Here is a 22979-nt window from a genome sequence, read left to right as displayed (position 1 = left end):
TACTAGGCTCATTCAGAGGCGTGAAACGTGACGATGGCTGCAATCATCAATACCCCTTTCGATTTTATTCTGAACGGCGGCAGAGGTAACGACACCTATGTTTGGGGCTGCGGGAGCGGCAACGGCACGATCTCCGACTTGGCTGGGGTGGATACGCTGAAAATCGATGCCACCTCGGCGGAGGTGCAGTTCGCGAAAACGGACGACAACAGGGATCTGATCGTCACTTTGGGCGACCAGCGTCTCACGATCAAAGGATACTTCACCCTAGGCTTCATATTCGAAGGCAGCCAGGTCGTGGATGTCTGCGGCGCCATCGAGAACATCGCGTTCTCCGACGGCAAGGTCTTACACTTCGACGACATTTGGAACGTGGTGTATCCGTCTCCGCAGGACGGTGGCAACAACGGCGACGAAGCTCTCAATGGCGGTAGAGGCGATGACAAGATCATCGCCGGTAAGGGCGCTGACGTACTCTCCGGAGGCGACGGCCACGATACCTTCGTCTTCCAAACGAGGGACACAGGTCTCGGCAAGAATCGCAACGTCATCACGGACTTTGTGTCCGGCGAGGACCTGATCGATCTCGGCGGGATCGATGCGAACACGCGCACCGCGGGCGACCAGGCCTTCACGGCTCTTCTGTCGGCCAAGAAGAAGTTCACGGCGGCAGGTCAGCTTCGCTATGACGCGAAGAAGGGCATCCTTTATGGCAACACCGACAAGGATGCGGCGGCGGAGTTCCAGATCCAGCTCAAGAACAAGCCCAAAGCGCTCGACCTCGACGATTTCGTTCTCTGATCGTCCGAGAGTGCGATAACCTTTGCTCTCCCCTCGCCTGTTTGTGAGGGGGAGAGTTTTTCCCGTCACAGTCTGTGGAAACGCCGTCCTGCATCCCTCCCCTCATCCGACCTTTGGCGAATTCCGCGGCCGAAAGCATGGTTTTCCATAGCCGCCTGCCTGAATCTGCTCCAATTTTTCTCCTGCGCCAGCTTGAAAAGGACAGCAATGCTGACCAGGATGGCTGATATAAAAACATCCATCGCGTATCCGTCTTCTGCGGATCGCCGGGTGGAGGCAGGAGGACTCGATGTTACGGAACGCCAGCAAAGCCTTTGATTTCGACCTCGGCGAAACCGCCGACGCCATCCGCGAGACGGTGCGCGACTTCGCGCAGGACAAGATCGCGCCGCGCGCGGAGGAGATCGACCGCAAGAACGAGTTCCCCCGCGATCTCTGGCCCGCCATGGGCGACTTGGGCCTCCACGGCATCACGGTCGAGGAGGAATATGGCGGCGCGGGCCTGGGCTATCTTGAGCACGTGATCGCCATGGAGGAAATCTCCCGCGCTTCCGCCTCAGTCGGCCTGTCCTACGGCGCCCACTCCAACCTCTGCGTCAACCAGATCCGCCGCAACGGCAACGAGGAACAGAAGCGCCGCTATCTGCCGAAGCTGATCTCCGGCGAGCATCTGGGCGCGCTCGCCATGTCCGAGCCGGGCTCCGGCTCCGACGTGGTGTCCATGCGCACCCGCGCCGAGAAGCGCGGCGACCGCTACGTGCTCAACGGCAACAAGATGTGGATCACCAACGGCCCCACGGCCGAGACGCTGGTGGTCTACGCCAAGACCGATCCGGAGGCGGGTCCGCGCGGCATCACCGCCTTCCTCATCGAGAAAGGGTTCAAGGGCTTCTCCACCCACCAGAAGCTCGACAAGCTCGGCATGCGCGGTTCCGACACCTGCGAGTTGGTGTTCGAGGATTGCGAAGTGCCTGAGGAGAACGTGCTCGGCCAGGTTGGCAAAGGCGTGAACGTGCTCATGTCCGGCCTCGACTATGAGCGCGCGGTGCTGGCAGCGGGTTCCACCGGCATCATGCAGGCCTGCATGGACGTGGTGCTGCCTTACATCCATGAGCGCAAGCAGTTCGGACAGCCCATCGGCGAGTTCCAGCTCGTGCAGGGCAAAGTCGCCGACATGTATGTGACGATGAATGCCTCCAAGGCCTATGTCTATGCAGTGGCCAAGGCCTGCGACCGGGGCGAGACCACGCGCGAGGATGCGGCCGGCGCTATCCTTTATGCCGCCGAGAATGCCACCAAGATGGCGCTCGATGCCATCCAGCTTCTGGGTGGCAACGGCTACATCAACGATTACCCGACAGGCCGCCTGCTGCGCGACGCAAAGCTCTATGAGATCGGCGCCGGCACCAGCGAAATCCGCCGCATGCTGATCGGCCGCGAGTTGTTCGTGAAGACGGCCTAGAGCATTTTTCGGTGAAGTGGATCCGGTTCGCCGTCAGGAAATGCAGCAGAGCAAAGAAGAGAGCGACTTCCCAAGCAATGGGAAGTCGCTCTAAGCACGATCAGATCGTCCAGACATCCCGCGTGATGGCGATCAGGGACAATCCCTGATCGCTCCTGCGGAAGATCAGGCGCAGGATCTTCCATTCCAGCTCGGTTTCGATGCTTTTGCCGCGAATGTGCAACTCGACAACGATGCCGTTGGGCGCGAATTCGTGGTTGTTGTTGATCTCGTTCCCACGCTGGCGTGGCTCGTTGTAAAGCACCTCGTTAGCCTTGCGGTAATCCGCATTCCACACGAACTCGTGGAAGTAGCGGCTGCAATTGGCCTCAATAGGATCGCCGCTGCCATCCTTCTCGCCCCAACGCCGCATTTGTGGGTTCGTGGCGCAGTTCTCCACCTCGGCGCGGGACAAGCGCACATCGCCGCCATCGATCATCACATAAGGGCTCACGATCAGCCCCTCCTCACCGATGGACGATGCGAGCTTCGTGAAATCCTTTCGCGCCAAAGCGTCTAGGACTTCTGCAACAACGCCTTGGGCAGCTTGACGTGCAGCATCAGGTTCGAGCGGCGCTGCCGCTGCAGATTGCGCAATGGGAGCGAGGCACAGGAATAAAAAGGCGAGAATGTGCTTCATCAGGGTTTCCAAACGGCCGGGCATTCTGATATTACCATCGATCTGACGAAACATTGATGCAGGGGATTGAGCGGCCTTCCGGTGGCAATCCGCGCGCCCGCCCGTTATGAGTAGCTTCTCCCAACGTCAGGAAACTCTCATGACCCTCGACAAAGCCATCGCCGACGCGCTGCGCGCTGCCTCAACCGCTACCATCACCACCGTCCTGCTCAAGAAGGGCATCCGCCGCTGCTGGATGAAGGGGCCGATGCCCGCCTTCAATGCCACGGAGAAGATGGTGGGTCGCGCCTTCACGTTGCGCTTCGTGCCTGCCCGTGAAGACCTGGCGACACCTGAGTCCTGGGCTTCCCCCATCTCCACCCGTGCGGCCATCGAGGCTATGCCGGAAGGCTGCATCGCGGTCGTCGATTCCATGGGCGTGACCGATGCCGGCATCTTCGGCGACATTCTCACCGCGCGCATGAAGAAGCGCGGCGTCGCGGCCCTCATCACGGATGGCGTGGTGCGCGATGCGGTCGGCGTCGAGGGCACGAACCTGCCGGTCTGGTGTGCAGGGATTGCTGCTCCTCCGTCGGTCGCAGGCCTCACCTTCGTCGGCTGGCAGGAGCCCATCGGCTGCGGCGGCGTGGCGATTTTCCCGGATGATGTGATCGTCGCCGACCGTGACGGCGTCGTGGTCATTCCGGCCGCTCTGGTCGAGGATGTCGCCAAGGCTGCCGTGGAGCAGGAGCGCTATGAGCTGTGGGTGATGCGCGAGGTGGAGAAGGGCGTGCCCCTCCCCGGCCTTTACCCGCCGAATGCCGAGACGAAGGCCCGCTACGAGGCCGAGTCGAAGGCTTAAATGATCCAAAGCAGAAGGATGGCTGGTGTTTTACTACGTCTCGAAAATCGCCTGGTTCTTCGCCACGCCATCCAACCTGCTTCTGAGTCTTATTCTGTCGGGCTTCGTGCTCGCCCTTTTCCGCCGTCTGAGAGCATTCGGCATTCGCCTCGCCTTCGTGATGACCCTGGTGACGATCGGATTGGGTCTTCTGCCCATTGCCACCTATCTCATGGCGCCGCTGGAAGAGCGCTTTCCGCCGTTCAAAGACGACGGAAAGCCGGTGGACGGGATCGTTCTGCTCGGCGGCTCCGTAGAGGCTTCGGACTCGATCTCTCGCGGGCGCCTCGTCGCCAACGAATCCGCGGAGCGTGTGCTCGATACGATTGCGCTGGCGCATCGCTATCCGCAGGCACGCATCCTGATTTCCGGCGGCGGCGGTACTGTATTCGGCGACGGGGCAGCAGAAGCTCCGATCATCGCTGATTACTTCAAGAGCATCGGCATCGATCCCGCCCGCATCATCGTGGAAGATCGCTCTCGCACCACATCGGAAAACGCAGCTTATTCACGAGACTTGGTGAAGCCCCGCGAGGGCGAACGCTGGCTTCTCGTGACATCGGCCTGGCACATGCCGCGCGCTATCGGTGTCTTCGAGAAGGTGGGCTTTCCTGTCACGGCCTATCCGGTCGATTTCCGCACGGGCGGCGCATCGAACAACTATCGTCCATTTGCCTTCGTGTCCGATGGACTGCGGCGGCTCGATGTCGGCACGAAGGAATGGACCGGGCTCATCGGTTATTACCTGACAGGCCGCACGAACGAGCTGTTTCCTGCGCCTCAGCCTTCGTCGGTCGCCGTGGGTAGCGCAAGCCGATAGGTACCGCGAAAATCATCGGGATCGACCGGCCTGCCCTTTCGCAGGATCGCGATCCGTTCCTCCTTCATCAGGCGAACGGCGACCTTTCGCACCGGCTGCATGAGAGGCCCCCACCCATCCGGCTGATTGCCGCCGATGGCCTGAGCCACATCCGCCGGCCCGATGGTCTTGCCAGGGCCGCGCTCGTTGAGCAGCGCGAGCATGACAACTTCAATCTCTTCGGGATTGACGTTCTTAGGCATGGTCACGCCCCAGCGCAGCGTCACGCGCGTCGGACAGGAACTGCCGGCGCCACATGACGAACAGGATGCCTGCCGTCGCCACGATGAAAAGATAAGCACTGATAAACCAGCCGAGATAGGCAAGCGAGAAGAAGAAGGCGCGCTGCCCGCGATTGAAATGCTTGCCCGCCACCACATTCATCGCAGCAGCTTGGCGGGCGACGACCAGAGCGTCCTCGCGATTGCTTTCCCTCAGCACAGGCACGGAGCCGACGATGATCGCCATGTAATTGAACAGGCGGTACGACCACGCGAACTTGAAGAAGGCATAGACGAAGATGATCGCGAGGCCGATCACCTTTGCCTCCCACGCGAGCCGCGTGGGAGGCGGGCCGAAGGGCAGCTCGGTAAAAATCGGAAGAACCTCTTCCGTCGAGCGCAGAAGAGCCAGCACACCGCCGATGGCAATGAGCGAGGTGGAGGCGAAGAAGGCCGTGCCATTCATCAAGGAGGCCATGATCGTGGTGTCGACGATCCGGTTCTCGCGCACCACAAGCTGCTCCATCCAGCGGAAGCGGTACTGGTTCATCACTTTGTTGAGGCTTCTCTGCCCTGGGGCAGTGAACTCAACCGCGGCGTGATAACCGAACCACGCCAGAAGGAAGAAAGCCAGCGCCGCGTAATCGAGAAAGGTGAACCCGAGCAACCTTCGCCTCCGTTGACTCTGCCGCTATCATGCCCAGTTTGGTGAAAGCCTCAACGGGGAGCGACCGAGCCATGCCTCAGACCATTACACGCGGCTACAAGACATTGCTCAAGGAGGCCAGCGCAAAGATTCAAACCTTGCCCACGCAAGAGGCAATGGCGCTGCACGGACGGGAGGATGTGGTATTCGTGGACCTGCGCGATCCGCGCGAACTGGAGCGGGAGGGCCGCATCCCCGGCGCCGTGCATTGCCCGCGCGGCATGCTGGAATTCTGGATCGATCCGGAAAGCCCTTATCACAAGCCGGTTTTCGCCCAGGACAAAACCTTCGTGTTCTTCTGCGCCGCCGGCTGGCGGTCGGCCCTCTCGGCCGCGACCGTCCAGGATATGGGGCTGAAGCCCGTTGCCCATATCGAAGGCGGGTTCACCGCATGGAAGAAGGCAGGCGGGCCCGTGGAAGAAGGGCTAAAGACCTAAGTGATTGCTAAACGCTTCTGCGAACCTCGAAGCCGTTCGTGTCACCCAGTTCGTGATCTGCGCCCTCCACGGGCTCGACAAGTTGTACGAAGGAGCTCGCAGGCCCCTGATGGCAGGCCTTGAGCATGACCTCGACCATTTCGCCTGGACCTGAGAACACCGCCTCGACGCTGCCGTCGTACCGGTTCCGGACCCAGCCTTTCAGTCCATGCAGCTCCGCCTGATGATGGACCCAGGCACGAAAGCCCACGCCCTGGACGCGTCCGTGGATCAGCACATGGGCAACTCGGTTCGTGGTCATCGTCCCTCAATAATGCGCATGGCGGGCATCGGTGTGACGGCCTGCATAATCCTCATCGAGGGTCTGGATGATACGCTCCGCATTCTGCGGGTCTACCTTGCGCAGGATCTCGTCGATCTTCGCCTCCATGCGATCGTCCCCCTCCTTCGACTGAGGAGAGCCCACATAGAGGAGGATTGCAAGGCCGCCGACCTGCCAGAGAAGCTGCAGGAACTCGGACTGCCAGTTCTCCAGAGTATCTCGCGTCATTTCGATGAGATAATCGGACATTTCGACAGGTTGGGCATGGGCCTGCTGATCGTTGACATAGGCAAACCAGCCGAAAAGCCAGTGGCCGACAATGGAGACCAAGAAGAATCCCAAGGTCACCCAGGCATAGCCGTAAGCTTTCCAGATCGAGTGCGTTTTCGTGTTCATCTCAAACTCCATACGCGACGTGCGGACTCAACGCGCGCCTATGGCAAAGGTTCTGATGAAAGAGGACAACGCTCCTTGGCGTTACTTGCGGATCGTGCTGGACGGTGCGGCGAAGAGCGGGCGAACCTTGGGTCGCTGCGGCGCCGGAGCAGCAGAGGTTTGGGTCTTCGGCAGCCAGACGCCGAGGCTTAGAATGTAATCCTCCGGCAGGCCGGCATGAGTGGCCGCTTCGATGACATCTTCCATATAGCCCGGTCGCGGCGTGCCGGGCTTCGCGCTGCGCCCGATATAGACGACCGCGCGGCGAGACCCCTGCTCCGTCACGACCGGCTGAATCACCTTGGTATAGAGCCCGGTCGAAAGGCTCTCGTAGCGGTCGAGCGCCGGCACGTCCCCTAGCGCCAGATCCCACACCATGCCCCAGACGGCGCGCTGGGGATCGCGCACCACGGACGCATAGCCCTCATCGAAGATGATGAAGCGGTGGCGCATGAGCCGCGCGATACCCACCGGCTTCGAGGCCGGGCAGCGCTGGAGCATGGCGGCTTGGTCCATGTTGGACCCATAGGCGAAATAGAGGGGCATGATCCTGTCCTTCATGCCAGCATACAGCCCTCATCCTGAGGAGCCGCGCAGCGGCGTCTCGAAGGATGCTCCAGAGAACACTAGAGACGCCCTCGTCCTTCGAGACGGACATATGGTCCTCCTCAGGATGAGGGCTGTGACGGTGCTACTTAAGCGAACTCGAGAATAATCGCATCGACGGCGAGACTATCGCCCTCTTTGGCATGAATTTTGGCAATCGTGCCGTCACGCTCGGCGCGAAGCACGTTTTCCATCTTCATGGCCTCGACGATGCAGAGCGGCTCGCCGGCCTTGACCTCCTGCCCCTGAGTCACGCTGATCGCCTTCACAAGGCCCGGCATGGGGCAGAGCAGTTGCTTGCCGGTATCGGCTTCCAGACGCTCGGGCATGAGGGCCGAAAGCTCGGCCTCGCGCTTGGTATAGACGCGCACCTCGGCCGAGGCGCCCGCGTGCGAGAGCGCAATGCCATTGAGGATGGGCCGCACCTGAACCGCAACGGTCTCGCCGCCCACCGTGCCGGTCCAGACCGGCTGGCCAGGCACCCAATCGGATTCGATAGGCCAGGACTGGCCGTCGATCACAACGGCAAAACCACCCTCGATATCCTCGATCACCACGTCATGCCGCTCGGATCCGAGGAGCACCACGCGCTCCCGGTCGAACTTGAAAGCGGACGCCGCGCGCATCTGGCCCGAGATGTGGCGCTTGCGCTCGTTCATCAGGTGGTCGATGGCAGCACCGACCGCTGCCATGCGCAGAGCCACCTCTCCTTTAGGCGCGGGAGCCTTGAAGCCTTGCGGGAACTCCTCCGCGATGAAGCCCGTGGAGAGCCTGCCGCTCTTCCAGCGCGGATGCTGCATCAGCGCGGAGAGGAACGGGATGTTGTGGCGAATGCCATCGATGGCAAAGGCATCGAGCGCCGTGGCCTGAGCCTCGATCGCCTGCTCGCGGGTCGGCGCATGGGTCACAAGCTTGGCGATCATCGGATCGTAATAGATCGAGATCTCGCCCCCCTCGCAGACGCCGGTATCGTTGCGCACCGTCACGCCATCTACCGTGCCCTCGTGAGGCGGGCGATAAGTCACGAGACGCCCCGTGGAGGGCAGGAAGTTGCGCACCGGGTCTTCCGCATAGATCCGGCTTTCCACCGACCAGCCGTTGAGCTTCACGTCCGACTGCTTGAGCCTTAAGCGCTCGCCGGCGGCCACGCGGATCATCTCCTCCACCAGATCGACCCCGGTAACCATCTCGGTCACCGGATGCTCCACCTGCAGGCGGGTGTTCATTTCGAGGAAGTAGAAGGACTTGTCCTGACCCGCCACGAACTCCACGGTGCCGGCGGAATCGTAGCCTACGGCCTTGGCGAGAGCCACTGCCTGCTCACCCATGAGTCGGCGGGTGGCCTCATCCAGCAGCGGCGACGGCGCTTCCTCGATGACCTTCTGGTTACGGCGCTGGATCGAGCATTCACGCTCGCCGAGATAGATGACGTTGCCGTGCTTGTCGCCGAGCACCTGGATTTCGATGTGGCGCGGGTCGGTGATGAACTTCTCGATGAAGACTCGGTCATCGCCGAAGGACGAAGCCGCCTCCGACTTGGCGCGGGCGAAGCCCTCAGCCACCTCTTCCGCCGAATAGGCGATGCGCATGCCCTTGCCGCCACCGCCGGCGGAGGCCTTGATCATCACCGGATAGCCGATCTCGTTGGCGATCTGCACCGCCTGCTCCGGCCCCTCGATGATACCGAGATAACCTGGCACCGTGGAGACCTTCGCAGCGGCTGCCGCCTTCTTCGACTCGATCTTGTCGCCCATGGCGGCAATGGCGCCGGGGTTGGGACCGATGAAGACGACGCCGGCCTCGGCAAGCGCCTTGGGGAAGGCCTCTCGCTCGGAGAGGAAGCCGTAGCCGGGGTGGACCGCCTGGGCGCCGGTCTTCCTGCAGGCTTCGATGATCTTATCGATCACCAGGTAGGATTGGGCGGCAGCAGCGGGACCGATATGGACGGCCTCATCGGCCATTTCCACGTGGAGCGCATCCTTATCGGCATCGGAATAGACGGCGACCGCCTTGATGCCCATTCGTCGGGCGGTCTTGATCACACGGCATGCAATCTCACCACGGTTCGCAATCAGGATCTTGTCGAACATGAACCTCGAACGCTCCACCCACAAAAGAACTTAGCCCCACCTCCGTTACTGCACATCGGCGCATTCGGGAAGCGGGGCCAGCTATAGCATTTAGGTTAGATCGACGGTGGATGCCTCTCTAGGCAGCCACGAGGCTGAGCCGTGCCTGCTGACGTCCGCGCATGATGAAGTCGAGAAGCGCCACATCCACATACCCCGCCTCGTCCAGGATGGCATAGGCGATGTTCATGGCGTTGCGGCTCGGGCCGCTGACCTCCAGCACGGTCGCCAGCCACAGGGCATCGTCATTGCTCACGACCCCATGCGGCGCCCGCTTCCAGACGACGAAATTGACGACGAGCTTGGTCAACGCCGTGCCCCAGCTCTCCTCGGCCTCGATCATTCGGTCGAGCGCCAGAAGTGACTCCACCTCCAGGCGGCTGGCGATGCCCTCGACCAGAATCTCGCCCGTGAGCTTCTTCACGTCATTATCCGATATAAAGTTACGCTCTGCTGCGCAGTCGATGAAATCGCGAAGACTGTTCTTCAACATCCCTATGTCTCCCCCCGGCTTTTGCTTGCACCAGCCGGTTGATCTCTTGTGTGGGGATGACTGTCACACGAGCAGCAGCCTCAAACCGTTAACGCGCAATTCTGAATCGTTGTTGAGGTTAAGCCTTGTTGAGACTCTTTGGTTGCCGGAATCTTGCTGCCTGGAATTCTCCAGCGACGGCGCGGCTTTCGGTGGGGGAGTCCCTCACCCTTGCAATCCCGCAAGGTTGCCCTTTCCGCACTTCTTCCAACAGCGGTGGTACTTATGTCGCAGGCATGCGGCGCGATCGTCGCGCCCTCCGTTAAGGAACACAGCCATGCGGCACCACGGCATTCATCATGTCACCGCCATTGCGGGTCCGGCCCGTCGCAATCTCGATTTCTACACCCGGGTTCTCGGCCTGCGGCTCGTCAAGAAGACGGTGAACTTCGACGATCCCGGCACCTACCACTTCTATTTCGGCGACAGCCACGGCAGCCCGGGCTCGATCCTCACCTTCTTCCCCTGGGAGCATGTGGCGCCGGGGCGCACGGGCGTGGGCTCGACCTCCGAAACTGCCTTCCGCGTGCCGGAGAGCGCCCTCGGCTATTGGGCTCATCGCTTCATCGAGCAAGGCGTCGAGCACGGCGCGCTGGAGAAGCGCTTCGGCCAGAGCGTCCTGACCTTCAAGGACCCGCATGGCACAAGCCTGTCTCTTGTGGGCGTTGCCGATGCCGGCAAAGAGGGTGTCTGGACGGAGGGAGAGATCCCGGCCGAGCATGCGATCCGTGGTTTGGAAGGCGTCACGCTGCTCGTCGAGAACGGCGGGCCGACGGGCGCGATCCTCACCGACGTCTTCGGCTTCAGCGAAGTGGCGCGTGAGGGCTCTCTCGTGCGCTACAAGAGCGATGCCACCATCGGCAGCACGGTCGATATCCGCAGCGTCGGCGGATTCCTGCCGGGGCGCATGGGCGGAGGCTCGGTCCACCACGTGGCTTTCCGCGCGGCGGACGATGCGGACCAGGAAGACATGGTGAAGAAGCTTGCAGAAAAGCATGGCCTTCACACCACGGAGCAGAAGGATCGTAACTACTTCCGCTCGGTCTATTTCCGCGAGCCGAACGGCATTCTCTTCGAGATCGCCACGGACGGCCCCGGCTTTGCAGCGGACGAAGCGGAGGATCGGTTGGGCAGTGAGCTGAAGCTCCCCGCCTTCCTCGAGCCGAGCCGTCCGAAGATCGAAGCCCATCTGCCTGAATTGGCTTGAAACCCTCAGCCCTCTCCCGACCACACGTTGGGAGAGGGAGAAAGCACGCTGATGACTGAACTCTCCTTCCTTCACCGCTACGAGCCCGCGACCGATCAGGGACTCCCGCCCCTGCTCCTCCTCCACGGTACCGGCGGCAACGAGAACGACTTGATCAACTTGGGCCGCAAGGTCTCTCCCGGATCTGCCCTGCTCTCCCCGCGCGGCAAGATCCTGGAGAACGGCATGCCACGTTTCTTCCGCCGCCTGGCGGAAGGCGTGTTCGACGAGGAAGATGTGCGCTTTCGTGCCAACGAGCTGGCGGATTTCGTCGCCGAGGCTCGGGAGGCGTATGGCCTTGAGGCTCCGATTGGGCTTGGCTTTTCCAACGGCGCGAACATTGCAGCCGCGATGCTGATGCTGCGGCCCGAAGCACTGGCCGGAGCAGCGCTGCTGCGCGCCATGGTGCCGCTCAGCGATGCTCCGAAAACGGACCTCACCGGCAAGCGTGTGCTCATGGTGTCGGGCCAGATGGATCCGATCATTCCGATGGAGAATTCAGCGCGTCTCGCCGCAGTGCTCGTTTCATCGGGCGCTGACGTTCAGCACGAAACGCTGCCGACCGGACACGGCCTGTCGCAGACGGACCTTCAGCTGCTGCTCAAGTGGTTTGCCGAAAGCGGCAAATAAAGCGCTTTAATCCTCCACTTCATCCTGAGGAGCAGACGCGGTCTGCGTCTCGAAGGAAGATCCAGAGGGCACTGGAGCCTCCTTCAAGACGGCCGCTATGCGACCTCCTCAGGATGAGGGCAGAGGATGTTGTTGGCCGGTTTTTAGAATACCCGTCTCGAAGAAGCGCTCCATCGCCTCCTCGGCAGGCTTGATGTCGATGCCGCGTTCCTTCAGCCAATCATCGTTGAAATGCGTGCTGCGATAGCGTTCACCTGAATCGCACAGAAGCGTCACGACGGAGCCCTTCTCCCCCCGCTGCATCATCTCGCCGATGAGTTGCACGACGGCCCAGAGATTTGTCCCCGTCGAGCCGCCGCAGGAACGGCCGATGCGACGCGACAGAACGCGCGCCGCCGCGATACTCGCCGCATCCGGCGCGGCGTAAGCGCGGTCGATGAGTTCGGGCACGAAGGACGGCTCGCAGCGCGGACGACCGATGCCTTCGATCACGGAGGGCGGCTCGCAGGTATTGCACACGCTGCGGTCGGCGAGATGCCGGTGGAAGACGGACGCTTCCGGATCGGCAAGACACAGCTTCGTCGGCAGGCGGCGATAGCGGATGTAGCGCCCGAGCGTCGCCGAGGTGCCGCCGGTGCCCGCACCCACCACGATCCAGCTCGGCACCGGATATTCCTCCTGCGCCATCTGGCTGAAGATCGATTCCGCGATGTTGTTGTTGCCGCGCCAGTCCGTCGCCCGCTCGGCGTAAGTGAACTGGTCCATGTAATGACCGCCGAGTTCACGGGCCAAACGCGCGCTTTCCTCATACATCTCAGCGGGTGAATCCACGAAATGGCTCTCGCCACCATAGAACGCGATCTGCGCGATCTTTTCAGCCGATGTGGAACGCGGCATCACCGCCATGAATCGGAGCCCCAGCATCCGCGCGAAATAGGCTTCCGACACCGCCGTCGATCCGCTCGATGCCTCGACAATCGTCGTGCTCGGCCCGATCCAGCCGTTGCACAATCCGTAGAGAAACAGCGAGCGCGCCAGCCGGTGCTTGAGGCTCCCCGATGGATGGGTCGATTCATCCTTCAGATAAAGCAACACGCCCGGCACAGCCGGCAGCGGGACGCGCAAGAGATGCGTATCCGACGAGCGGTTGAAATCCGCCTCGATGATCTTGATGGCGTTGGAGACCCAGGAGCGGTCGCAGGACATGGGTGAGGCATCCGAACACTGACTAAGCCACTCATAAAGCAAAGCCCCGGCGGAAGTCGACTCGCCCGGGCCCGTTTCGCCGGATGGCTCCAAGCTTCAAAGCGGAATATTGTCGTGCTTCTTCCAGGGCCGCTCCGTTTCCTTGTGGCGGAGCATGGCGAGCGCGCGTGCGATCCGCCGCCTTGTCGAATGCGGCATGATCACCTCGTCGATGTAGCCGCGCTCTGCGGCGACAAACGGCGACATGAAGCGGTCTTCGTATTCCTTGGTGCGGGTGGCGATCTTCTCCTGATCGCCGATATCCTGGCGGAAGATGATTTCCACCGCGCCCTTAGCGCCCATCACCGCAATCTGAGCGGTCGGCCATGCGTAATTGACGTCGCCGCCGATATGCTTGGAGGCCATCACGTCATAGGCGCCGCCGAAGGCTTTTCGCGTGATCACCGTCACCAGCGGCACGGTGGCCTCGGAATAGGCGAACAGTAGCTTCGCGCCGTGCTTGATGAGGCCGCCATATTCCTGCGCCGTGCCCGGCAGGAAGCCCGGCACGTCCTCGAAGGTGACGATCGGGATGTTGAAGGCATCACAGAAGCGCACGAAGCGCGCAGCCTTGCGGGACGCATCGGCGTCGAGCACGCCTGCGAGCACCATCGGCTGGTTGGCGACGAAGCCCACCGTGCGGCCCTCGATGCGGCCGAAGCCGGTGATGATGTTCCTGGCGTAGGATTCCTGGATCTCGAAGAAATCGCCCTCGTCCACGACCTTCAGGATCAGCTCTTTCATGTCGTAGGGCTTGTTCGGGTTGTCCGGGATCAGCGTGTCGAGGCTGTCATCCCCACGGTTCGGATCGTCGAAGCTCGGGATCTCCGGCACACCGTCCATGTTGTTGGCGGGCAGGAAATCGATGAGACGGCGCACCTGCAGCAGCGCCTCCACGTCGTTGTCGTAAGCGCCGTCGGCCACCGAGGACTTGGTGGTGTGAACCTTCGCGCCGCCGAGTTCCTCCGAGGTCACGGTCTCGTTGGTGACGGTCTTCACCACGTCCGGGCCAGTCACGAACATGTAGGAGCGGTCGCGCACCATGAAGATGAAATCGGTCATGGCGGGCGAATAGACGTCGCCGCCCGCGCAGGGACCCATGATCACCGAGATCTGCGGGATCACGCCGGAGGCGATCACATTGCGCTTGAACACCTCGCCGTAGCCGCCGAGCGCCGCCACGCCCTCCTGGATACGCGCGCCGCCCGCATCGAACAGGCCGACGATGGGAGCGCGCATCTTCAGCGCCATGTCCTGGATCTTGGTGATCTTCTGGGCGTGCGCCTCGGAGAGCGAACCGCCGAAGACCGTGAAGTCCTTGGCGAAGACAAAGACCGTGCGGCCGTTCACAGTACCCCAGCCGGTGACGACGCCGTCGCCCGGGATCTTCACCTTCTCCATGCCGAAATCGCTGGAGCGGTGCTCGACGAACATGTCGAACTCCTCGAACGAACCCTTGTCGAGCAGGAGTTCGATGCGCTCCCGCGCCGTGAGCTTGCCTCGGGCATGCTGCGCCTCGATGCGCTTTTCGCCGCCGCCGAGTCGGGCCTGAGCCCGCCGCTCTTCAAGCCGTTCGAGAATGTCTTTCATGGGTGATCCCTAATGCCGGGAGGAATGGTTCGCTCCCGCTTAGCACAGCCGTAAGCCTCCCAAAATCCCACTATGGGAGTGTGCTCCGCAGCACTTTTCATTTTCCCTTCAGTGTTCTACTCAGAATTACGTGATAACGTTTCATAGAGGAGAACCCATCATGAAGATTATCTACAAGGCCGCCGCGATCGCCTCAGCCCTCTCCATCTCAGCCGCTGGCTGCGCCAGCCGCTCGGAGAACGTGGCCGCCTCTTACGTGTCCACGGCAGCTTACTCAAGCTATAGCTGCCGCGAACTGAGCCTCGAAGCCCAGCGGGTCAGCGCCGCTGCCGCCGCGGCGTCTGGCGCCCAGGACTCCCAGCACACCAGGGATGTCGTGGCAACAACAGCCGCCGTGGTCATCTTCTGGCCAGCCGCCTTCTTCGTGGGCGGCGACAACGCCAAGACCGCTGAATTGGCCAACCTGAAGGGGCAGATGCAGGCCATCGAGCAGGCCTCCATCCAGAAGAAGTGCGGCATCAGCTTCCGGCGCGCTTAAAGGCCTCCAGACGCAACAAAGCCGCTGGCGCTTCGTGCTCCAGCGGCTTTTTCCTAAAGGCCGACGAGGCGGAAGACTTCGGAGGCCGCCCTGAAATCGGCCTCGCGCCTGCGACGGCGCTCCACCGCCTCGTAATCCTCGCCCCAGACGCTTTCCTGATAAAGTTCGTCCACATGGGCGGCTGCCCAGGCCTGATCCGCATCGAGCTCGCCGTGAGCATGGGCGAGCGCGATCAGCACCGAGCCGGAGAGCGTCGTCATCACGTGGAGAGCGGCAAGCGCGAAAGGCGAAGCAATCCGGTCGATCGCCGCGCGCACAGCGGCAATCGCATCCTCCGGCTGCGTTACATGCATCACGCCTTCGGCCAGAGTAAAGCGCGCCCCATGGCTATCCCTCGCCCAGTCGAGAATGGGATTCCAGGCCGTATCCTGCGACTGGACGAGCCGGGCAGGCTCGCTCACCCGGTAATAGATGAGATCGGAGGCCGCGTAGCGGACGAGATCATCCACCACCTCCGCATGCCGCGGCGAGACGCCGTCGATTGCAGAGTTGACGATGCGGGTGATAGGCATGGTGGACGGATCGACCTCCGCCCCCTGCTCCGCCCATTCCTGGGCCATCGCCTCGGCAAGGGCGCGTGAAGGCACGGCCAACGTCTGTTTGCCGGGCGTCTTGGCGACGCGTCCGTCGAGGGTGAGGCGAAACAGGCCATCCGTCTCCTCGACGCCAGCCTCCTTGTAGAAGCGTTTGGGCAGCGTGGGCTTCATGCCGGCCTGAGCCGCCCGCATCGGGTTCGGCTCGTCCTGTGATGGGAACCAGTCGCGTGAATCTGTCATGAGAGAAGAGATAGGCGTTCAGGCAGGAAGATACGAGGGCTCGCCCAGGAAACCCTGCAGTACGGGGTCGAGCTCCGCATAAGAATCGACGATATGGCGAGCTCCCGTTTCCAACAGCAGGTCCACGGGCTGGAAGCCCCAGGAGACGCCGATGGGCAGAACCCCGGCCGATCGCGCCATGGCCATGTCGTAGCTGGAATCGCCGATCATCACCGTCTCTTCCTGCACCGCGCCAAGCTCCTCCATCGCCTGCAGGATCATGGCCGGATGAGGCTTCGAGGGCGCATCATCCGCGGTCTGGATGGTGGAGAACACGCCCTTCCAGCCATGCCGCTCGATCAGCTGCGCCACGCCCTTGCGGGACTTGCCGGTCGCGAGGCCAAGCAGAACATCGTCACGGTCTTTCAGCCGTTCGATGCATTCGCCCGCCCCCGGAAAGAGCGGAGCATCGTTGGCCGGATCGAGGCGCAGGACATTGTAAGCATCCTTGTAGGCCTGGGCCATGCCTTCAACCGGTGCATCGGGGCCAGCCAACACCTTGAAAGCCTCGACGAGAGACAGGCCGACGATGGAGAGCGACTTCTCCCGGCTCGGCGGCTCCATGCCATAGGCGACGTATGCCCCGTGGACGGAGGCCGCAATGATGTTCTGACTGTCGACCAGCGTGCCGTCGACATCGAAGAGAATTAGCTTCAAGGGCTGCTCCCGTGCGTCTTTAACCCTGCGGCCCGGAGCCGTGGCAGATCTTGGGAGTGTTGATATTCCAGTTGCCGCACTTGTCGCAGGCTGTCGCCAGAAGCCCGACGCCGATCACAAATGCCGCCTGAAGGATAAGCTTCATAACCCGATGCCCCCTGTTTTGAGCCGGTACCTTATTCAATAAATCCGGCTCCGGCCACAAGGCCGAGCCTTCTTCGACAGGAATTCTCCGTCGATATTCAAGCGAGCCTCATTCGGAAAATAATCAGCATTGATCTTTCCGGCCTCGTCGCTCGTTGACTGGGCTCTATCTCCAACGGACCCAGCCAAGCTCCCAGGCATAACGAGCCAATGAACACGCCTGAAATCCTGAATACGGACGCTCTTCTGCAGCGGATCGAGGAACTGGAGCGGGACAACCGTGAGCTTCACGCCAAGCTGTGTGACCAAAGCGTGCTGTCCCATGCGGCAGCGCTTCGACACGAAGCGCAAGGCCGTGAGCATGCGCAAGAGATGTCCTCCGCCACATCCCGCATTGAGACGCTGCAGGACTCCCGTGCCTCCCTTCAGGCGAGTGAGAGGCGGCTGCGGGAGAGCGAAACCAGAGCGCGCGTCAGCGAGAAGAAGCTCCGTCAGATCGCCGACAACCTGCCGGCTCTGATCGCCTATGTGGATGCTGATCAGCGTTATCGGTTCAACAACAAGGCCTATGAGACCTGGTTTTGCCGACCAGCAAAAGACCTGTTCGGAGTTCATCTGCGGGATGCGATCGGCGAACTGCCGTATAGCCGTGCGAAGCCATTCATCGAGGCGGCTCTCGCCGGCAAGCGTAGCGGGCACGAGTGGTGGGCGCATTTTCCCGGTGGCCTTCGCTTCGTGAAATCAGAATACATTCCCGACCAGCGAGAGGACGGCAGCGTCGCAGGCTTTTATGTGCTCGCCTCGGACCTCACGGACGTCAAGGAATCACAAGCCGCTCTTACAGCAAGCGAAGCCCGACTGCGCCTCGCCATCGATGCAGGACGCATGGCGATCTGGGAGGCACACACCGCCACGAACACGATTACGTCCTCGCCGGAACTGAACCGGCTCCTCGGTTTTCCGCCGGACACCTCTCCCTCTCCGGAGGAAATCAGGAGCCGCTATGCTCCAGGCGAGCGGGAGAACCTACATCGTGTGGCGAAGGAAGCCCTGGCCCGTGGAGACCGCTACGCCGAAACGGAGCTGGAGATCATTTTGCCCGATAGCTCGCCGCGCTGGCTTTTGCTGCGGGCGGAGTTGCTGGACATCGAGAATGGCGTGCCCGGTCGTGCGGTCGGCGTGGCACTCGATATTACAGATCGCAAGAGGGCGGAGGAGCATCAGCAGCTGCTGATCAATGAACTCAATCATCGGGTGAAGAACACCCTCACCACCGTACAATCCATCGTCACCCAGAGCCTGCGCAACGCGAGCACAACCATGGAAGCCCGGGATGCAGTCGAGGGGCGCCTATTCGCCCTCTCCCGCGCTCACGACGTTCTCACCCGCGAGAACTGGGACGGGGCCTATTTACGTGAGGTGATTGCTCATGCCGTCGAGCCGTTCCAGGGAAACGGAGGCGACCGCTTCGAAGTTTCAGGCAACGACATTCGCCTGCCGCCACGGATTGCGCTCGCTATCGCTATGGCGATTCAGGAGCTCGGCACCAACGCGGTCAAGTATGGCGCCTTGTCTAATGAGACCGGACGCGTTGCGATTAAATGGACCATTGAGGACCAGGAAGGCGCGCCGCACCTCAGGATGGTCTGGGAGGAGATGGACGGCCCGTCCGTGGTCGAGCCGCAGCGCCGGGGCTTCGGCACCCGTCTTATAGAGCGCAGCTTGGCACAGGAGCTGAACGGCTCGGTGGAGATCACCTTTGCGCGGTCAGGGGTCGTCTGCACGATCAACGCTCCCCTGACGGATAGCTGAAAGCCGATCAGGCGGCGACGAGCCGCCTTTCGCTCAAGGAGACGATCCGGCGAACCTCGTCGCCCTCGATGGTCTCATGCTCCAGGAGCGCATCGACAAGGGCGTCCAGCGCCTCGCGATTGTCCTCGATGCAGGCCTTGGCGGCCGCATACATCTCCTCGATGATGCGGCGGATTTCCTGCTCGACCTCGCGCGGGAAGCTCTCGCCCGAGCGCGCCACCTTCACCATGCCGATGGTGGGGCTCATGCCCCATTCGGTGACCATGCGGGTTGCGATGTTGGTGGCGTGCGCGATATCGCTCGCCGCACCCGTCGTGACCTTGCGGGGACCGAAGACAACTTCTTCAGCCGCGCGTCCACCCATGGCGACGATGAGATCGGCCTCGAGCTTCTCCACGGGGATGCAGTAGCGGTCATTCTCCGGCAGGCGCATGACGAGGCCTAGCGCCTGGCCATGCGGGATGATGGTGGCGCTGTGCACCTTGTCGGAACCCGGCGTCAGAGAGGCGCAGAGAGCGTGTCCCGCTTCGTGCACGGCCACGAGCCTGCGCTCTTCGTTGGTGATCACGAGCGAGCGGCGCTCAAGGCCCATGATGATCTTGTTGCGTGCTGCCTCCAGGTGATCGCGGTTGATCTCCGCCACGCCATCGCGCGCGGCAAAGATCGCCGCCTCGTTCAGAAGGTTGCCTAGATCGGCACCGGAAAAGCCAGGAGTGCCCCGGGCAACGGAGCTAAGGTCCACACCCGCCGCCAGCTTCACGTTACGGGCATGCACCTCCAGGATCGCCTCGCGGCCAGTGATGTCGGGGAGACCGATATGCACCTGCCGGTCGAAGCGGCCGGGGCGCAGCAGCGCAGGGTCGAGCACATCGACCCGGTTCGTGGCGCCGATCACGATCACACCCGAGGTGGTGTTGAAACCGTCCATCTCGACGAGGAGCTGGTTGAGCGTCGACTCGAACTCGCGATCCGCCGCCGAGCCGCCGCCACCGCGTTTGCGACCGATGGCATCGATCTCGTCGATGAAGACCAGGCACGGCGCACGCCGGCGGGCTTGGTCGAACAGCTTGGACACGCGGCTTTTGGCGATGCCGATCAGGGGAGCCGAGAAGTCGCTGCCCGACACGGCCATGAAGGACACGCCAGCTTCGCCTGCCAGCGCCTTGGCGATGAGCGTCTTGCCCGTTCCGGGCGGCCCGACCATCAGCACGCCTCGCGGGATACGCGCGCCCACATTCTCGAAGGCCTGGGCGTCGCGCAGGAAGGCGATGACCTCCTGCAGCTCGGCCTTCGCCTCCTCCTGGCCTGCCACGTTATCGAAGCGATCCGGAATGTTCTTGACCGCGCGCGGCCAGCGATTGGTCGGTTTGAAATCGACCTGAACGGCAACGAGCGCCAGCACCGCGGCTACCATGATCAGCGAGATCACGAAGCTCGCCGCATGCGATGCATCGATGCCGGACGGCTTGAAGTCCACCCGTGCGCCAAGGGCGGTCGCCCGGTCAATGGTTTGGGCGCTCAGCAGCGAGCTCGGCAGCCGCACGAAGGCTTCCTGGTCTGCGATCCAAACGGAGAGGCCTCCGTCCTGCACCTGAACCTTGCGAACCTTGCCGGCCTCCAGTTCGCGGGAGAACTCGGAATAGGCGATCTCGTGGACCTTCTCGGAGAGGAAGAAAGGTGCGGATACGGCAGCTGCGACCACAGCCAGCGCCAGAACGGCAGCAGTTATAGCCACGCTTTTCCTGCGCAAGAGCTGTCTTGCTTTCTCGATCACACCGGACACGGACGCCCCCTTGTGGACTTCATTTCTTATCGACGAAGTCCGACCTGTAGTCGTTTTTGACGCAGTCCGCAGTACGGCGAAAAGGCACACCCGGAATGAAGAGGGCAACAAATCAGTTCAGCAGATCCCGATATTCCTTGTGCCGGCGCAGCCAGGCATAAGCGTAGCCGCAGAGAGGCGTGATCTTCCTCCCCTCGGCACGAGCGATCTCCGCAACACCCTGCATCAGCTCGCCGGCAGCCCCGGTGCCACGCAGTGGGAGAGCGGCCTCGACATGCCGGATGACGAGGGACGCGCCACGGCGCTCATAATTCGCAAAAGCAAGATGCCCGTTGCGCTCGAGCTCGAAACGGTGACCGGTTGCGTTGTCGCGAACGGCGCTGCCCATGCTTCAACTCCTTCGATTCACACTCCCGGGGACAACGTTACGCCGCGATGCGCGTTCCGAAAACAGCTACGCTTGAGGAACAACCGAACGCCCCTCCTGTTTCGATGAGCAGGAGGTTGTCATCCATGCCCACCGTCTTCCTCGATTGCGACGGCGTTCTCGCGGATTTCGACAAAGGAGCGACCCGAGTTTTCGGGATGCCTCCCGACGAATACGAACGGCGGCTCGGCCTCAAGCGCTTCTGGGCGGAGCTAGCCGTGACGGAGGATTTCTTCAACACGCTCGATCTGCTCCCCGATGCTATGGATCTGTTCGAGGCGGTCTGCCACCTCAACCCGGTGATCTTAACCGGCCTGCCCCGGGGCAACTGGGCCGAGCCGCAGAAGCGCCGCTGGGCCGAGCGGCATTTTCCGGGCGTGGAAGTCATCACCACCACGGCAGCGCTGAAGCGCGAATATTGCCAGCATGGCGATGCTCTCGTCGACGACAGGGACAAATACCGCCATCTTTGGGAAGGTGTCGGCGGCATTTTCATCCACCATAAGAACGCAGCCAGCTCGATCCGTCAGCTACGCGAGCATGGCTTTCTGCCGATGGCTTAGGGTGTCTACCCCCTCATCCTGAGGAGCGAGCCTGCTCGCGTCTCGAAGGATGATCCAGAGAGCACTGGAGACGCCTCGCCCTTCGAGACGGACCTGACGGTCCTCCTCAGGATGAGGCTTAGGACAGTTGAATTAGAGCGCCTTAGTCAGCCAGCCTCTGCTCCAGGCAAGCCTTCACCTCGGGCCATTCCTCCTGGATGATGCTGTAGACGGCAGTATCCCGAATATGCCCGTCAGGCATGATCATGTGACGGCGCAGGATGCCGTCGAGCTTGGCTCCGAGGCGTTCGATGGCGGCTCGCGACTGATCGTTTTGCGAGTGGGTGCGGATCTCCACCGCGATACAGCCCAGGTCCTCGAAAGCATGTCGGAGCATGAGATACTTCGCGTGCGTGTTGACGAAGGTGCGCTGCCAGGATCCGGCGATCCAGGTCGTGCCGATCTCGACCCGATGATTGGCGGCATCGATATTCATGAAGCGGGTCGAGCCCACGACCCGATCGCCGTCCTTCACCACTGTCGCGAAAGGCAGCGCGAGGCCCGCAGCCTGCAAATCAAGCGCCTTGCGCACATACTCCTCGAAGCCTTCCGGCCGCGGCACCGTGGTCGTCCTCTTCTCCCACAAGGCCCCATCGCTGGCGGCTTGGCCGAGCGCCGGAACGTCGTCGAAGCTCAAGGGACGGAGGACAAGCCGGTCGGTCGAGAGGGTTATAGGCTCGATGTGGAGCATGGTCGAAGGGCCTTGTGCTCTTAAAGCTAAGCTTCGCCATTCATTGTCGAACATGCGGCCACAGTCAAACATCACCGACCGGGGAAAAGTACGCTGTCCCCCGGTCGTGGGAGCAAATCGGCCTTTTCGCTCAGCTCAGCAGGTAGACGATGGCCGGCAAGCCAACCGCCAAACCGGCCAAAGCCCAGGCTCCGATGGCCTGTTGCCAAGCCACGTCGCCTGTGACGTTGCGTAAGCGTCGTGCGAAGGTACCGGATTCCGCCACCTGTCCACTCAGGCATGAGCACAAGGCGTAATGCGCCTGACCATCGGAGAGTCCGAAATACCGCATGGCATCGCCGAGCTTGTCGCTCTCAAGCCCATCCGCCCGCAGGATCGGATCCTCATAGGCGATGGTCAGGGGAGAGTTGTCTTCCCGAACCAGAGCCCGTTCTGCCGGAGGCTTGTATTCGATTTCGCCAAGGGAGTTCAGACGCCGTGTCGGATCACGCTCGAGAAGGCCGATCCAACGATCCAGCCGTTCCTGCCGGGTCAAAGGCTTTGGCTGAATGTCGGCTACACTACGGAGATAGTCGAGATCTTTGTGTTCCATCGATCCCCTCCTTGCCAATGTTCCGGTCATCCAATGGGGTGACCGAGGCAAGGAATGGTGCGCTTCGCCCACGGCAAA

Annotated in this window: 26 protein-coding genes and 2 pseudogenes; 10 read left to right on the top strand and 18 right to left on the bottom strand. The window is 61.9% G+C overall.

The annotated features are described in order from the left end of the window. Positions 1-33 precede the first annotated feature (33 nt). Positions 34-801 (top strand): M10 family metallopeptidase C-terminal domain-containing protein, encoded by a 768-nt coding sequence (locus DC522_RS13825; RefSeq protein WP_116529269.1) that lies wholly within the window; start codon positions 34-36, stop codon positions 799-801. A 289-nt stretch (positions 802-1090) separates the two neighbouring features. Then, a complete protein-coding gene (locus tag DC522_RS13820) occupies positions 1091-2263 on the top strand; it encodes an isovaleryl-CoA dehydrogenase (protein ID WP_116529268.1) in 1173 nt (390 codons plus the stop codon). Positions 2264-2363: 100 nt separating this feature from the next. On the opposite strand, the gene DC522_RS13815 is transcribed toward DC522_RS13820, so the two are convergent. Further along, positions 2364-2942 carry a hypothetical protein gene (locus DC522_RS13815; protein ID WP_116529267.1) on the bottom strand — a complete coding sequence of 193 codons (579 nt, stop codon included), beginning with the start codon at positions 2940-2942 and terminating at the stop codon, positions 2364-2366. A gap of 139 nt (positions 2943-3081) precedes the next feature. Here DC522_RS13815 and DC522_RS13810 point away from each other — a divergent pair, with 139 nt between their 5' ends. Both DC522_RS13810 and DC522_RS13805 read left to right on the top strand, forming a co-directional pair. Next, positions 3082-3783: a ribonuclease activity regulator RraA gene (locus DC522_RS13810; RefSeq protein WP_116529266.1), complete on the top strand. Its 702-nt coding sequence runs from the start codon at positions 3082-3084 to the stop codon at positions 3781-3783. 25 nt (positions 3784-3808) lie between these two features. Beyond that, positions 3809-4642, top strand: coding sequence for a YdcF family protein (locus DC522_RS13805; RefSeq protein WP_116529265.1), 834 nt, complete (start codon positions 3809-3811; stop codon positions 4640-4642). On the opposite strand, the gene DC522_RS13800 is transcribed toward DC522_RS13805, so the two are convergent. Further along, positions 4603-4884 (bottom strand): DUF3253 domain-containing protein, encoded by a 282-nt coding sequence (locus DC522_RS13800; RefSeq protein ID WP_116529264.1) that lies wholly within the window; start codon positions 4882-4884, stop codon positions 4603-4605. The two genes, DC522_RS13805 and DC522_RS13800, sit on opposite strands and share 40 nt — an antisense overlap. Further along, positions 4877-5569: a DUF599 domain-containing protein gene (locus DC522_RS13795; RefSeq protein WP_116529263.1), complete on the bottom strand. Its 693-nt coding sequence runs from the start codon at positions 5567-5569 to the stop codon at positions 4877-4879. Before DC522_RS13795 ends, DC522_RS13800 begins: the two co-directional genes overlap by 8 nt. Positions 5570-5640: 71 nt before the next feature. On the opposite strand from DC522_RS13795, the gene DC522_RS13790 reads away from it, so the two are divergent. Continuing rightward, positions 5641-6045: a rhodanese-like domain-containing protein gene (locus DC522_RS13790; protein WP_116529262.1), complete on the top strand. Its 405-nt coding sequence runs from the start codon at positions 5641-5643 to the stop codon at positions 6043-6045. A gap of 7 nt (positions 6046-6052) precedes the next feature. Here the strand turns inward: DC522_RS13790 and DC522_RS13785 are convergent, their stop codons facing one another. From DC522_RS13785 to DC522_RS13765, 6 genes and pseudogenes are all read right to left on the bottom strand, one after another. Further along, positions 6053-6346 carry an acylphosphatase gene (locus DC522_RS13785; protein ID WP_116529261.1) on the bottom strand — a complete coding sequence of 98 codons (294 nt, stop codon included), beginning with the start codon at positions 6344-6346 and terminating at the stop codon, positions 6053-6055. Between the two features lie 6 nt (positions 6347-6352). Then, on the bottom strand, positions 6353-6763 hold the full coding sequence (locus DC522_RS13780; RefSeq protein WP_116529294.1) for a DUF6766 family protein: 411 nt from the start codon (positions 6761-6763) through the stop codon (positions 6353-6355). Between the two features lie 171 nt (positions 6764-6934). Further along, a pseudogene (locus tag DC522_RS13775) lies at positions 6935-7348 on the bottom strand (gamma-glutamylcyclotransferase family protein); the annotation flags it as partial. A gap of 149 nt (positions 7349-7497) precedes the next feature. Then, positions 7498-8046, bottom strand: a complete 549-nt coding sequence (locus DC522_RS37250; RefSeq protein ID WP_371679556.1) for a biotin/lipoyl-containing protein — start codon at positions 8044-8046, stop codon at positions 7498-7500. Next, a pseudogene (locus tag DC522_RS13770) lies at positions 8032-9498 on the bottom strand (acetyl/propionyl/methylcrotonyl-CoA carboxylase subunit alpha); the annotation flags it as partial. The gene DC522_RS37250 and the pseudogene DC522_RS13770, both read right to left, overlap by 15 nt. 118 nt (positions 9499-9616) lie before the next feature. After that, positions 9617-10030, bottom strand: coding sequence for a hypothetical protein (locus tag DC522_RS13765; protein WP_116529259.1), 414 nt, complete (start codon positions 10028-10030; stop codon positions 9617-9619). A 316-nt stretch (positions 10031-10346) separates the two neighbouring features. On the opposite strand from DC522_RS13765, the gene DC522_RS13760 reads away from it, so the two are divergent. Beyond that, positions 10347-11276, top strand: a complete 930-nt coding sequence (locus DC522_RS13760; protein ID WP_116529258.1) for a ring-cleaving dioxygenase — start codon at positions 10347-10349, stop codon at positions 11274-11276. 51 nt (positions 11277-11327) lie between these two features. Then, positions 11328-11945 (top strand): alpha/beta hydrolase, encoded by a 618-nt coding sequence (locus DC522_RS13755; protein WP_116529257.1) that lies wholly within the window; start codon positions 11328-11330, stop codon positions 11943-11945. A gap of 108 nt (positions 11946-12053) precedes the next feature. Here the strand turns inward: DC522_RS13755 and DC522_RS13750 are convergent, their stop codons facing one another. Beyond that, positions 12054-13151 (bottom strand): PLP-dependent cysteine synthase family protein, encoded by a 1098-nt coding sequence (locus DC522_RS13750; RefSeq protein ID WP_116529256.1) that lies wholly within the window; start codon positions 13149-13151, stop codon positions 12054-12056. 96 nt (positions 13152-13247) lie between these two features. Beyond that, on the bottom strand, positions 13248-14780 hold the full coding sequence (locus tag DC522_RS13745) for an acyl-CoA carboxylase subunit beta (protein ID WP_116529255.1): 1533 nt from the start codon (positions 14778-14780) through the stop codon (positions 13248-13250). Between the two features lie 160 nt (positions 14781-14940). On the opposite strand from DC522_RS13745, the gene DC522_RS13740 reads away from it, so the two are divergent. After that, complete coding sequence (locus DC522_RS13740; protein WP_116529254.1) at positions 14941-15318, top strand: hypothetical protein; 378 nt, start codon at positions 14941-14943, stop codon at positions 15316-15318. Between the two features lie 53 nt (positions 15319-15371). Here DC522_RS13740 and DC522_RS13735 read toward each other — a convergent pair whose 3' ends face one another. Genes DC522_RS13735 through DC522_RS36865 form a run of 3 tightly spaced genes read right to left on the bottom strand, consistent with a single transcriptional unit; the run spans position 15372 to position 16995 of the window. Further along, positions 15372-16154, bottom strand: coding sequence for an ATP12 family chaperone protein (locus DC522_RS13735; protein ID WP_116529253.1), 783 nt, complete (start codon positions 16152-16154; stop codon positions 15372-15374). 18 nt (positions 16155-16172) lie between these two features. Then, the gene (locus DC522_RS13730; RefSeq protein ID WP_116529252.1) at positions 16173-16850 is read right to left on the bottom strand and encodes an HAD-IA family hydrolase; all 678 of its coding nucleotides are present in this window, start codon (positions 16848-16850) and stop codon (positions 16173-16175) included. A gap of 19 nt (positions 16851-16869) precedes the next feature. Next, positions 16870-16995, bottom strand: coding sequence for a hypothetical protein (locus DC522_RS36865; RefSeq protein WP_256369855.1), 126 nt, complete (start codon positions 16993-16995; stop codon positions 16870-16872). Between the two features lie 209 nt (positions 16996-17204). Between DC522_RS36865 and DC522_RS13725 the strand changes: the two genes are divergently transcribed. Next, complete coding sequence (locus tag DC522_RS13725) at positions 17205-18806, top strand: sensor histidine kinase (protein WP_116529251.1); 1602 nt, start codon at positions 17205-17207, stop codon at positions 18804-18806. Between the two features lie 7 nt (positions 18807-18813). Here DC522_RS13725 and ftsH read toward each other — a convergent pair whose 3' ends face one another. After that, positions 18814-20541 (bottom strand): ATP-dependent zinc metalloprotease FtsH, encoded by a 1728-nt coding sequence (gene ftsH / locus DC522_RS13720; protein ID WP_245444144.1) that lies wholly within the window; start codon positions 20539-20541, stop codon positions 18814-18816. 160 nt (positions 20542-20701) lie between these two features. Beyond that, positions 20702-20977 (bottom strand): GNAT family N-acetyltransferase, encoded by a 276-nt coding sequence (locus DC522_RS13715; RefSeq protein ID WP_116529250.1) that lies wholly within the window; start codon positions 20975-20977, stop codon positions 20702-20704. A gap of 125 nt (positions 20978-21102) precedes the next feature. Here DC522_RS13715 and DC522_RS13710 point away from each other — a divergent pair, with 125 nt between their 5' ends. Next, positions 21103-21579 (top strand): hypothetical protein, encoded by a 477-nt coding sequence (locus tag DC522_RS13710; RefSeq protein ID WP_116529249.1) that lies wholly within the window; start codon positions 21103-21105, stop codon positions 21577-21579. A 142-nt stretch (positions 21580-21721) separates the two neighbouring features. Here DC522_RS13710 and DC522_RS13705 read toward each other — a convergent pair whose 3' ends face one another. Together DC522_RS13705 and DC522_RS13700 are read right to left on the bottom strand one after the other, a co-directional pair. Continuing rightward, entirely contained in the window at positions 21722-22309 is a 588-nt protein-coding gene (locus tag DC522_RS13705; protein WP_116529248.1) for a GNAT family N-acetyltransferase, read from the bottom strand. 130 nt (positions 22310-22439) lie between these two features. After that, positions 22440-22901, bottom strand: coding sequence for a hypothetical protein (locus DC522_RS13700; protein WP_205769633.1), 462 nt, complete (start codon positions 22899-22901; stop codon positions 22440-22442). Between the last annotated feature and the right edge of the window lie 78 nt (positions 22902-22979).

The sequence above is a fragment of the Microvirga sp. KLBC 81 genome (genome assembly GCF_003075415.1).
In the GTDB taxonomy this organism is placed as follows: Bacteria; Pseudomonadota; Alphaproteobacteria; order Rhizobiales; family Beijerinckiaceae; genus Microvirga.
The sequence above is the reverse complement of the archived record's forward strand: the minus strand, read 5'-3'. Positions and strand labels throughout refer to the sequence as shown.